This window comes from Pedobacter sp. HMWF019 (assembly GCF_003061025.1).
In the GTDB taxonomy this organism is placed as follows: Bacteria; Bacteroidota; Bacteroidia; order Sphingobacteriales; family Sphingobacteriaceae; genus Pedobacter.
In genome coordinates, this window is sequence record NZ_QAIL01000108.1 from 1 (window position 1) to 12257 (window position 12257).

Consider the following 12257-nt stretch of genomic DNA (forward strand, 5'->3'; position numbering starts at 1 on the left):
AAACCTCCATTTTCAATCTGTCCAATACTAACCTTTGCGTTAACCGAAGTTTCGCCGGTTTGTACTTTTGACAAAGTAATAACACGATTTAAAGCACTATCAAAACAAGCTGAATAGCCTGCTGCAAAAAGCATTTCTGGATTTGCAAAATCATCATTTGCACCTCCAAGGGCTTTAGGCATTTTTACTTCTAAGTCTAAGATACCATTTTCACTTTTAACATGGCCATTTCTGCCTCCTGTGGCTGTTGCGCCAATTGTGTACATTGATTTCATTATTTTTTATGTTGATTGATTTTTGTAAGTATATCTTGAATACAAATTTTCAAAGTTTCTAATTCTTCTACTGCGATGTGCATCGAGTTAATTAACTGCTCAGGCACTTTAGAAGCTTGCTCTTGTAGCCTTTCTCCATTTCCTGTAAGAGAAATACACACAACACGTTCGTCTGTCTTGCTCCTATCCCTAGATACTAGTTCTTTTTGTTCTAAACGTTTCAATAAAGGAGTAAGTGTTCCACTATCCAGATGGAGTTTTTCACCCAGTTCTGAAACCGTTTGTTGTCTTTGCTCCCATAAAACCAACATAACTAAATACTGCGGATAGGTTAAATCTAATTTATCCAGGAAAGGACGATATTGATTAACAATCTCCTTGGCTAAGGAATAAACAGGAAAGCACAATTGATTTTCTAATTTTAATTGATCTGTCATGTCAAAATTTCAAGCACAAATATAGTGTAAGATTAAATTGCACACAATTTAATTTCAACAAACAATGTCTGCTCCTATGAAATCTGACGGTTGCATGATTATAGACTATAAGGGATCTCAAGCCTCTCCCACTTTGGTACCAGAGGTCTTCGTATATAAAATTTGGTTAGATTACTAATTCTGGATATCTTGGCGCAACGACAAATATGGATACAAACAAGACCACCACCACAATTCTACAAACAAAACAGCATTTTGAAATTCTGGACGGACTAAGAGGTATTGCCGCCTGGGCAGTTGTAATATTTCATTTTATGGAATGGGCTTACACTGATCCTAGCCAGAACTTTATCGGCCACGGTTTTTTAGCGGTCGATTTCTTCTTTTGCCTTTCTGGGTTTGTGATTGGATATGCCTATGACGATCGTATAGGAAAAATGGGTATTCTCGAGTTTTTTAAATCAAGGGTCATCAGACTGCACCCACTGGTTATAGCTGGGTCGGTTTTAGGTCTGCTGGCATTTTTGTTTGACCCATTTGGAGGCCATCTCGAATTGTACAGCAGCGGCAAGATCATCCTTACGTTTTTGTGTTCGGTACTCCTTATTCCATTCCCTGTAATAGAAGACCGTGGATTTAATCTATTCAGTTTTAATGCGCCAGCATGGTCATTATTTTGGGAATATGTTGCTAATATTTTTTATGCGTTTGTGCTTTATCGAATTGGCCGGAACTTCCTGGTATTATTAACCCTACTCGCAGCGGCAGCTATTTGCCTGGTGAGTTATCGTTCCGGCAATTTATTGGGCGGATGGAGTGGTCCAACCTTTTGGGACGGAAGCGCCCGGATATCGTATTCATTTTTAGCAGGATTACTTATTTACCGTTCCAACTGGATCATCAAAAACAACCTGGGATTTATCGGTTTAGCCATATTATTGTCCCTGGCTTTTATAATGCCATCCTCAAAATGGAATTGGTTATCAGAACCCTTGATCGTACTTGTTTACTTTCCACTGCTGATCGCTTTAGGTGCAGGGGCTACCTTAGCCCCTGGTTTGAAAAAGTTTTGTCTCTTTTCAGGAAAGATCTCTTACCCATTATATATGACGCATTATGCCGTATTATGGATGTTCGGTAATTACTATACAAGTCATAAGGTAGGCACTACACAACTGTCCTTGATAATTATAACAGCACTAGTACTACTGACTGGAGCTGCCTACCTTGTCATGGTCGTTTATGATATCCCCGTTAGGAAATATTTAACCGATAAACGGAATAAAGGGCTTGCCAAACAAAAAGCTGGAGGCGTTTTAAACTAAAAATTAAAAACAGCATAGACAAAAACAAGATTTACTTCCATAAGTGTACACTACCGCTCAGTTAATGTTCAAAAACGAACATCAAAACAATAGCAGTTCTCAAATAACCACTACAGCACCCCATTTTTAAGCAATTTGGTCTTTGGCACAACTATTAGCATATTATCACTAAATAGATGCAATGTTTAGTCTGAACCTTAAAATTGCCTGGCGCAACCTCTGGAAAAATAAAAGTTATACTTTAATAAATATTTTCGGGTTATCAATTGGACTGGCTTGCTGCATACTAATCTTCATTTTTATTCATTACCAACTCAGTTTTGACCGAGACTATAAAAATGAGAACCGGATTTTTCGTTTTGTAACCAACTGGCAGTATCCTAATTATAATGATTTTTCTAAAGGAATACCGATTCCTTTGGCTGTTGCAGCAAGAAATGAACTTGCCGGACTTGATAAAGTTGGAGTTATTATTAAAAGAGGGGGAATCATTCATGTAAGAGATGAAAATGGAAAAGACAAGATAAAAACAGAACATTCTGTTTACTATATTGAACCAGATTTCTTTGAAATTTTTGATATCCTGTGGTTATACGGAAGCCCTCAAAAGTCTTTAACTGAGCCCAACACTGTAGTTCTGTCGGAAAACATGGCAAAAAAGCTGTTCTCTAGCACAGAAAATTCTCTTGGCAAAAGTTTAACTTATGGTAATAAGATAAATTTGAAAGTAACAGGCATATTTAAAGACATGCCTGCAAACAGTAGTTTCCCTTTAGATATTGTAATCAGTTATGCTACTTTTAACAGTAAAAAATACATTTACTGGGACGGGATAAATTCAGCCATGGAGTGTTATGTATTATTGAAAGAGGGGGTGACTCTGTCTGATATGTCGAAACCCTTAGCACGATTCAATAAAAAACACTATGGTGATGCACATATAGCTGGTAAGCAAAACAATTCCCTGCAGCCACTAAAAGATATTCACTTTGACAACCGTTATGGCAGCTTTTCAGACGTTTCAATTACCAAAAAAGAAATTTACGGATTAAGTATTATCGGTATTTTTCTGATCCTTACAGCAGGAATCAACTTTATCAACCTAACCACCGCACAAACTGGTAACAGATCAAAAGAAGTAGGTATACGTAAGATTATGGGCGGCCAACGCAAACAAATTGTTGTGCAGTTTCTTGCCGAGACACTTGTTATCACAACTATCGCGATGATTATAGCATGTGTATTGACAGAATTAGCGCTCCCCCAACTTCAAAACCTTTTCAATGAGAAGATTGTTTTCAGCTTCTTCGGGCAGCCAGTGATTTTTTTGTTTATGGCTGGTCTTCTGATTCTTGTGAGTTTCTTAGCTGGCTTTTATCCTGCCTTAGTTTTATCTGGGTTTAGCCCAGTTTTAGCACTTAAAAACAGAATCAGTACAAACACAGATCGCTTAAATTTACGAAGAACCTTGGTGGTAGTTCAATTGACAATTACTGTCATACTTCTTATATCTACATTAGTTATTGTAAGCCAAATGGACTATTTACGGCGAAAACCACTGGGTTTTAATACGAAAGCAATTGCGATGATCAATATTCCAAGTGACAGTTTAAGCCAGACTAAGTACAAAACCTTTAAACAGCAAGCATTGGGTATCGCAGGGATTGATATGATTAGTTTTTGTCAGTCGGCTCCCATGTCGGATAATGTTAATTCTGGAGAATTCAGTTATAATGGCAGAAAAAACACAAACTTTGAACTCAGAAATGTAAAAGCTGATGAAAACTATTTTGCACTTTTTAACCTGGAACTAATTGCGGGTAAAATATTTAGATACAGTGAGATTACCACAGGATGTGTAGTTAATGAAACCTTCTTGAAAAAGATGAATATAACTCGTGCAGAAGACGCTATTGGCAAAACCTTAACTACGAACGGATATGATATGAAGATTGAAGGTGTAGTCAAAGACTTCAATGATCTCTCACTTAAAGCACCCATTTCACCCTTAGTTATCTACCCTCAGAAAGGCAATTATTATGCAGTTGCAGCTAAAATAAACAGTGAGCAACTTCTGCCTGTGATGAAAAAGATAGAGGTTTTATGGAACAATACCTTTCCCAGTTATATCCATTCTGCTAGTTTTGTGAATGATGATATTAATAGTTATTATGAGAATGAACGTGTTACCGGAGTACTTTTTAAAACAGCTGCCATTGTAATTATTCTGATATCTTTTATAGGTTTATTTGGCTTAATATCTTTTATTGCGGCACGGCGTACACGAGAAGTTGCAATTAGAAAAGTACTAGGTGCTTCGACATTTGAAATCATCAGCTTATTAAATAGTGCATTTCTGAAAATGGTTTTGGTTTCCAATCTCATTGCCTGGCCTCTGGCTTACCTATTTACCTCACATTGGTTAACCGGGTTCGCTTATCGGATTAGCTTAGACATATGGCCATTTACATTAGCCTTTATACTTTCTATAGCAATAACATTAGTAACTACAATCTTAAAATCTTATAAAGCATCAACAAAGAATCCGGTAGATGCTTTAAAACATGACTAATATTTTCCTGCAGCAACAAATTTCAGGATACTTTCCAATTCTACGGAGCCAACACACGTCTTTGGTTTCAGAAAAGGATATCCGGTTAATATCATGCATCTATTAGTTAAAAATAGAGCTATAGAACGTAAGCATTCTTCATAGTTTTACAATAACAAGGAATTGATGTAAATCTGAAACCATCATGTGCAGCATTACACAGACCGAAATGAATAAATTTTGGTAACGCATGATAGCTTCATAACCTTTTAAAAAATAAATTCTGATGAAAATATATAGAGAATTCTTGCGTGTCATCCTCTTCGTTACTGTCTTAATCCAGGGTAATAACACCGCTCAGGCACAAAATGGAGACCAGATATTAGATGGAATTGGCGAAACAGGAATGATTGCACGCTATTTATTTGATGGAGATGTCAAAGACTGGTCCCGAAATAATTTACACGCTAAATTCCAAGATACCGGGGTCAAATTTGTTAATGACAACCGGTTTGGAAAAGTTCTGTTGCTTACTGGAGACAACAATAATTTTCTTACGATCCCTGGAGAAACATTAAAAGATATAGAATCACTCAGCATATCAGCGTGGATATACTTACGCTCTGATCAACCTGGCCAACGTTTTTTTGATTTCGGGAAGGATGAAACTAAACATTTTTTTGCTGCCCCCGTTGGGACAACTACCCAAAAAGGATATCAGGCCTCGATAACCATAGAAAAAGGTAATAGAAACGGGGCAGTTTCTGCGGCTATTGAAATAAACAAGTGGGTTCATCTTGTTATAGTAATAGATGTTCCTTCAAAATCCATGATTGCTTATGTCAATGGTAAGCCGGTGAGCCAAACTAGTGATATCCCATTGGAGTTAACAACGGTATTCGGCCAGCAACCGGGAGAGAAAAAACTGCTATATATTGGAAAATCTCTATCAACCGGAGATCCCAATCTTAATGCCATGATACATGATTTCCGCATTTATCGTGTTCCATTGAGTAGAAGACAAATTGCCGGAATTTATAACAATTCCCTGGGTGGTGTTCATGAAGGTCCGGCAAATGCGGCTAAGCGCGAGGATGATCTCCCACATTTTTCTCCAACGGGGGCGCTGCTTTATAATACTTATTTAGTCCATGTATCCGATGTAGAAGTGGAAACGGAAGTGGGAAATCTACCACGATTACCAAGCTACCTGCAGGGAACGTACAGGAACGAAATGAAAGGTCCAAAAGTGCGGGTGATATGGCCTTCACCTGTCGAAAACAGCACTGTTCTTAAGCCGGGACATTACACCGTTACAGGACGCATTGCCGGAACCGATTTTCAGCCAAAGGCATTTGTCACCATAAAAGAGTCCAGCAAATCAACAACACCAGATTCTAAGTTAGAAGTCTTTAATTTGGATCAGGTTTCTTTGAAAAGCGATGCTCATGACCACGAAACCAAATTTATTGAAAATCGAGATAAGTTTATAAGAACATTAGCCAAAACCGACCCTAACTCCTTTCTCTATATGTTCCGGCATGCTTTTGGCCAAAAGCAGCCGGAAGGTGCAAAACCTCTAGGTGTATGGGACAGTCAGGATACCAAATTAAGAGGGCATGCTACAGGGCACTACCTTACGGCAATTGCACAAGCCTATGCGGGCACAGGATATGACAAAGCACTTCAGGCCAATTTCTCCGGAAAAATGGAATATATGGTAAATACACTTTATCAGCTATCACAACTATCCGGAAAGGCAAAAGATACGGGTACTAAATACGTATCCGACCCAACAGCAGTACCATATGGCCTTGGAAAATCAAGTTTTGATTCAGATCTTAGTGATGAAGGTATCCGTAACGATTATTGGAACTGGGGCAAAGGATTCATCAGTGCATATCCTCCAGATCAGTTTATCATGTTAGAAAACGGAGCTTTGTACGGAGGCCAGAAGAACCAGGTTTGGGCACCCTATTATACATTACATAAAATTTTAGCTGGTCTGATAGATGTATATGAAGTGAGCGGTAACAAAAAAGCGCTTGAAATCGCTACCGGCATGAGCAATTGGGTATATGCACGATTGAGTCAATTGCCTCAGGAGAGGCTTATCAAAATGTGGAATACCTACATTGCGGGAGAATTTGGAGGCATGAATGAATCCATCGCACGTCTATACCGAATTACCGGTGAATCAAAGTACCTGAAAACAGCTCAATTGTTTGATAACATTAAGGTATTCTATGGTGACACAGCGCATTCGCAAGGCCTGGCCAAAAATGTAGATTCATTTCGCGGATTGCATGCCAACCAACATATACCTCAGATTGTAGGGAGTATCGAAATGTATCGGGTTTCCAATAGCCCGGAATATTACAAGGTGGCAGATAATTTCTGGTATAAGACCGTTAATGATTATATGTACAGTATCGGAGGCGTTGCAGGTGCACGTAATCCAGCGAATGCGGAATGTTTTATCAGCCAACCCGCAACATTGTATGAAAATGGCTTCTCTTCTGGAGGACAGAATGAAACCTGCGCCACATACAATATGCTAAAATTGACCAGTGAACTGTTTCTCTTCGATCAGCGGGCAGAGTTAATGGACTATTACGAACGTGGCTTGTACAACCATATTCTAGCCTCTGTAGCTAAAGACAGTCCTGCCAATACCTATCATGTTCCACTCAGACCAGGCTCTGTTAAACAATTCAGCAATGAAGATATGACCGGTTTTACCTGTTGCAATGGTACTGCAATTGAGAGCAGTACCAAGCTGCAAAATTCCATTTACTTTAAAAGTAAGGATGGCAAGGCACTTTATGTAAATCTATATATACCGTCTACGTTAAAATGGACAGAACGCAATATAACAGTAGAACAAACTACAAGTTTTCCAAATGAAGACCACACCAGCCTGAGGATTCGTGGCAATGGAAGATTTGATGTCAATGTACGCGTGCCGGGCTGGGCAACCAAGGGATTTTTTGTGAAGATCAATGGTATAGAACAAAAATTCCAGGCCGATCCAGGCACCTACCTTAAAATAAGCCGAAAATGGAAAGATGGCGATATCATAGAATTGAGAATGCCATTCCAATTTCATCTGGATCCGGTTATGGACCAGCAGAACATAGCCAGTCTGTTCTATGGACCGATTTTACTGGCTGCTCAGGAACCTGAAGCAAGAAAAGAATGGCGTAAAGTAACCCTGGATGCTGAAGATATAGGCAGGTCAATTAAAGGCGATCCGCAGCAATTAGAATTCACTATTGATAATGTGGTTTTTAAACCATTTTATGAAACATACGGGCGTCATTCTGTTTATCTGGATGTGACGTTAAAATAGGTCTTTGAGTTTTGTTCGTCTACCTTCTCATTCCTCAAGATAACGCACTGCAAATTCCACCCAGTCCTTCACTGAACTGTCCACATAAACATCTGGCTGAATGCCGATATTGTCTATTGGATAATCAGGCAGGCGCATCGCCCTGTAGGTAGGCATAAAAACCTGGTAACCCGGACAGCCAAAATCTACCAGGTAGGCATTGCCGTAATCTAATGCACCATAACTAGGCTTGCCTAATAACTTGACCTTTTTACTCTGCTTTGCAATGAACAAAAAGTACTCGGCCGAGCTCCCCGTCGCCTTATCAGCAAGGACAACAATGTTTCGGGGGCTTTTGGCAACGGGATCAACTTGTTCAATATAAATAGGTTTACCTGTATCGGTAAAATTCACAAAACTGCCCAGATTTTCTTTTAACTTATCTATTTGTTTGTCTATTCTTTCGGTGGATGCGTTTTTATCCAGGCTATTTTTATAGGCCAAAAGATTGTTAATATAGGTTTGCGTAGCCAAAAATTCTGCACCAGTGTTGCGTATGTATTTCCCAGAAATATACGGAAGAAGTTTTTGATAAGCATCTGTTGTCCCTCCGGGATTACCACGAAGATCGATGATCAGATTCTCACTGTTTTCGATATTTGCACTGTTCCGCGAGAGCAGCTCTTCAATTTCGTTAAGATACTGATATTCAAAACTAGGCAATTTAAGGATGGACGTTTTGGCGGATAACTTTTTGAAATAGAAACCCGCAATCTCCTTCAGTTTTTCTTCCTGTTGGGCAACACTCACTAATGGCAAAGGCACCTCTTTAACCAATGCCACTCCTACTGCGTCCAAAAATAAAATACCCTCTCTGTATATACTATAGTGCCCGTTTTTTTTCGATCTGTCTAGTAATGCATACTCAAAAGAGCCATCCTGAAATAATTTAAACTTGATATCCCCGACTCTCCAGAGCGTTGATTTTGCATTGATAATAAAACCTGTATACTCATTCTCACTCACCTTTTTGATTCCGATTTTATAACCTTCCGTTGACCACACCCCTTCTAGCGCATCTTTAGTCATCTTAACCTTATCTTGGAAATCACGAATATCGAAAGCTATAGACTCTGAAGTACCACCGCTGTTCGAAGAAAAAGGAGATCCATTAGAACCGACCCATAAATGGGGATCCCTGAAGAAATCAGTATACATCTTAAGTATTTTTTCGCAAGCGCGGTCATCTGTATTTCTGGCCTTTGATATCAAATTCTGTGTTAATTCTTCATAGGGAAATCTTTCCCTTGTCTTTACTGTAAAACCTGGATATTCGGTCTCTACTTTCTTTATCAGCTTTTCCAGTACCACAGCACAATTACAACTGGTTTGCTGTGCATACATCGATAATGAAAATATATGGAAAGTGAGACAAATTAATAATGTTTTCATATTAAATAGTATTGAGCCACAAACATAGCTCAGTCGCTACAACCAAAATTGTAAAAATGTAAACCGCTATATAAATAGCCATACATTTGCATTGCCCGTATCTACCTTTTTAAAGAAAGCATTGGGATTCACATTGGTCAATTGTTTAAAATCTCTTATCAAATGTGATTGATCATAAAAAAGGCTCTCATATGACAGTTCTGTCAGGTTGCTGATATCTTTTTGTTTCTTTATCGCCTTTCTGAATCGGTGGATCCTATAGAATTCTGAAGGCGGCTTACCGATATTCCTGGTAAAAAGCCTGTTGAGGTATTGTCTCGAAAAGTTATTACTCCTGGCAATATCCTCTATCTTCAGGCCAGATTCTATATCAGATACAATGCTCTCCATTAATCCTGGTTCTGTTATTTCAAGTTTTGACATCCAGTAATCTTCCAGACTTTGCCGCTGAAAGGCCCTATTACTTTCCTGCAGAATTTTCTTCATTGCCGGTACAAAATCTGCAAAGGGATTAAAATCCAACATATTTTCCATCTGCAAAAGTTCCTGGGCATTATCAAAGAGATAATTGATCGCTAACGGTTTGAAGTAGATCGTGATCTCACTTATCCCGCCCTCAACCAAAACTTCGATCGGTGAGATATATCTCGACACAAAATTCGCAATGATGTTGTCTTGCAGCGAAGGTTTAATCGAAATTTTATTAACATTTGTCTCAATCTCAATATCCTGGCTCACTGATACAATAAAGAAGTTATTTGGAAATGTCCAATAATGTAACCGTTCATTATTTCCATCTGGGGAAATAAAATAATACCCTTCTATGTATCTTTGCAAGACCTGGTTTACAGGTCTATAAAATTCCATTCTCATCTTCGTTTCGATTCCGTTTGATATACTCTTTCAGGCAAATATAATAATTGAACTCAACTGTTCGTTCGCGTCCATAAACTGTTCGTTAACGAACACAACGACATTAAAAACAAAAATAAAACACTGATATAAAGGATATTATAAAAAAATCTGCGTTTTGGCACAAGCTTGGCCTATATGGTTTCAAATAGTTAAATATAACCATGAAAACCTCAATCAAAATCAAAATCACAAGAGCACTTACAGCACTACTGTTAGTCACAGCTCTCCTTCCGGTAAGTGTCTTCGCAACAGATAAAAATCCAATAAGGACTTCCAATATCACTCCAATCAAAAAAATCTTCATAAAGGGAAATGTTGAGGTGATAATTGTCCAAGGACTCCCGGAAAGCGTTTCTTATACAGATGATAATACAGGTCGCGTAAAAGTTATAAAGAATGGTGGCATGCTCCGAATTATCGGCGACAGTAAAGAATCAAGCAAACTTTTTATTTATGTAAAAGACATCTACAGAATTGAAGCAGAAGATAATGCAATAATTAGGAGCGAGGGCTGGCTAAAAACGAAATTTCTCCAAATATTCTTAAAGGGAAATGCTAAAGCTGATCTCCGCACAAGCACTCAAGGTCTATACACCTCTCTCCAGGATAATGCCAACTTAAAGTTAAGTGGTTCTACCGACGACCATATGCTGGAGATGGGAAACACACAAAGATTGAACATTGACAATTTTGTAGCTTCCAATACCCAATACCTTTCAATGGACACCTTAGCACTCGAAAAGAATTCTAAAGAATATTAAAGAAACAGCTATAAAAATGGAAGCCAGTATGCTTCCATTTTTATTTATTAATTTGGTTACTAGACTTTAAAAAATATGCAACAGAGGTTTCTTTACGATCTAAACCTGATGGGCACTAAAGTTTATCATATCTCAAAACATAATTTCGATACAGACGACTGAAACGAAACAACTGCTCTGCAAGAAAGAAAATTAACACCAGTGGTAACAATAATTCTGTATGACTGTATACAGGCCGGTGATTAAGGTCAATAGTACCACACAAACAAAAATCTGTACATTCAGATAACCTTTGAATTTAAACTGATAAGATGCAGAAACTTTATGCTGAAGGTATCTTTTTTCAAGTAATGGCCGGATTTCCTGATCCAGATTCGATGGATGACCAAAGATGATCTTTAATTTATCTTTTAAATCAGTCTCATTTTTACATGCCGCCAGGATCTCGAGATAATAGTGGAAATGTTGCCATAAAAAACTATAACTTTTAACAGGGTGGGTCAGTCCATATTTTGGCGGCTCTCCCTCCTTTTGAAAAGTCCCAAACAGCTTGTCCCAGAAAACAAACACATCGCCATAATTTTTGTCCAGGTATTTTTCTTCGCTGGCATGATGAACGCCGTGTATAGAAGGGGAAACAAGAACATATTCAATCCAGCCAAGATTCTTAATCAACTGAGTATGGGTAAAGAAAGAATATGCTCCGTGAACCACAAGGATCACAATCACCATAGAAGGATGAAATTCCAACAAAGGTATTACGCACCAGAATAAATTTCTGATCAGCGCCTGAAAAATCGTAATCCTGGCGGATACAGTGTAATTAAACTCCTCACTCTGGTGATGTACAATATGAGCTGCCCAAAGAATGTTTACCTGATGCCCAAGGCGATGATACCAAGACCAGATCAGTGAACAGAATCAAAAGAATCCATATCCACCACCTGTTCGGGATACTGAAAATAGCATAGTATGTATATCCAGAAAAAAAGACTGTAAAAACTCGCTGAAATAAAAAGATTAAGGAGCCTTTCCGCAATACAAATACTAAGATTGGACACCGAGATTTCATATTTAAATACGCTCCCCATATTTCCCCTTATGGCAAACTGATATTCTAAAAACGAAAAAACAAAAAAGCGCGAATAGCAAAAGCCAGGTAGTTAAAATGTTCCATCATATTAATCAAGAGAATACAAATATATAAATC

Annotated in this window: 9 protein-coding genes; 4 read left to right on the forward strand and 5 right to left on the reverse strand. The window is 38.3% G+C overall.

Features of this window, described 5'->3' with window-relative positions:
- Nucleotides 1-275, reverse strand: a 275-nt coding sequence (locus tag DBR11_RS06745) for an Ohr family peroxiredoxin (RefSeq protein WP_108550889.1), incomplete at its 3' end; no start/stop codon positions are given.
- The gene (locus DBR11_RS06750; RefSeq protein WP_108550874.1) at nt 275-712 is read right to left on the reverse strand and encodes a MarR family winged helix-turn-helix transcriptional regulator; all 438 of its coding nucleotides are present in this window, start codon (nt 710-712) and stop codon (nt 275-277) included. The genes DBR11_RS06745 and DBR11_RS06750, both read right to left, overlap by 1 nt.
- A gap of 206 nt (nt 713-918) precedes the next feature.
- Between DBR11_RS06750 and DBR11_RS06755 the strand changes: the two genes are divergently transcribed.
- The 3 genes from DBR11_RS06755 to DBR11_RS06765 all read left to right on the forward strand — a co-directional run bounded on the left by DBR11_RS06755 (nt 919) and on the right by DBR11_RS06765 (nt 7940).
- Nucleotides 919-2037 (forward strand): acyltransferase, encoded by a 1119-nt coding sequence (locus DBR11_RS06755; protein ID WP_108550876.1) that lies wholly within the window; start codon nt 919-921, stop codon nt 2035-2037.
- 181 nt (nt 2038-2218) lie between these two features.
- Entirely contained in the window at nt 2219-4609 is a 2391-nt protein-coding gene (locus DBR11_RS06760) for an ABC transporter permease (protein ID WP_108550878.1), read from the forward strand.
- Between the two features lie 265 nt (nt 4610-4874).
- Complete coding sequence (locus DBR11_RS06765; RefSeq protein ID WP_108550880.1) at nt 4875-7940, forward strand: beta-L-arabinofuranosidase domain-containing protein; 3066 nt, start codon at nt 4875-4877, stop codon at nt 7938-7940.
- Nucleotides 7941-7967: 27 nt separating this feature from the next.
- Here the strand turns inward: DBR11_RS06765 and DBR11_RS06770 are convergent, their stop codons facing one another.
- Nucleotides 7968-9371: a S41 family peptidase gene (locus tag DBR11_RS06770; RefSeq protein ID WP_108550882.1), complete on the reverse strand. Its 1404-nt coding sequence runs from the start codon at nt 9369-9371 to the stop codon at nt 7968-7970.
- 66 nt (nt 9372-9437) lie between these two features.
- The gene (locus DBR11_RS06775; RefSeq protein ID WP_158275228.1) at nt 9438-10238 is read right to left on the reverse strand and encodes an AraC family transcriptional regulator; all 801 of its coding nucleotides are present in this window, start codon (nt 10236-10238) and stop codon (nt 9438-9440) included.
- Between the two features lie 209 nt (nt 10239-10447).
- On the opposite strand from DBR11_RS06775, the gene DBR11_RS06780 reads away from it, so the two are divergent.
- Nucleotides 10448-11047, forward strand: a complete 600-nt coding sequence (locus DBR11_RS06780; RefSeq protein ID WP_108550887.1) for a GIN domain-containing protein — start codon at nt 10448-10450, stop codon at nt 11045-11047.
- A gap of 192 nt (nt 11048-11239) precedes the next feature.
- Here DBR11_RS06780 and DBR11_RS30085 read toward each other — a convergent pair whose 3' ends face one another.
- Entirely contained in the window at nt 11240-11959 is a 720-nt protein-coding gene (locus DBR11_RS30085) for a sterol desaturase family protein (RefSeq protein ID WP_369974421.1), read from the reverse strand.
- Between the last annotated feature and the right edge of the window lie 298 nt (nt 11960-12257).

What these genes read in the sequence shown, in the direction of transcription:
- DBR11_RS06750 (WP_108550874.1), bottom strand. Translation starts at nt 712, where the DNA reads ATGACAGATCAATTAAAATTAGAAAATCAATTGTGCTTTCCTGTTTAT.
- DBR11_RS06755 (WP_108550876.1), top strand. Translation starts at nt 919, where the DNA reads ATGGATACAAACAAGACCACCACCACAATTCTACAAACAAAACAGCAT.
- DBR11_RS06760 (WP_108550878.1), top strand. Translation starts at nt 2,219, where the DNA reads ATGTTTAGTCTGAACCTTAAAATTGCCTGGCGCAACCTCTGGAAAAAT.
- DBR11_RS06765 (WP_108550880.1), top strand. Translation starts at nt 4,875, where the DNA reads ATGAAAATATATAGAGAATTCTTGCGTGTCATCCTCTTCGTTACTGTC.
- DBR11_RS06770 (WP_108550882.1), bottom strand. Translation starts at nt 9,371, where the DNA reads ATGAAAACATTATTAATTTGTCTCACTTTCCATATATTTTCATTATCG.
- DBR11_RS06775 (WP_158275228.1), bottom strand. Translation starts at nt 10,238, where the DNA reads ATGGAATTTTATAGACCTGTAAACCAGGTCTTGCAAAGATACATAGAA.
- DBR11_RS06780 (WP_108550887.1), top strand. Translation starts at nt 10,448, where the DNA reads ATGAAAACCTCAATCAAAATCAAAATCACAAGAGCACTTACAGCACTA.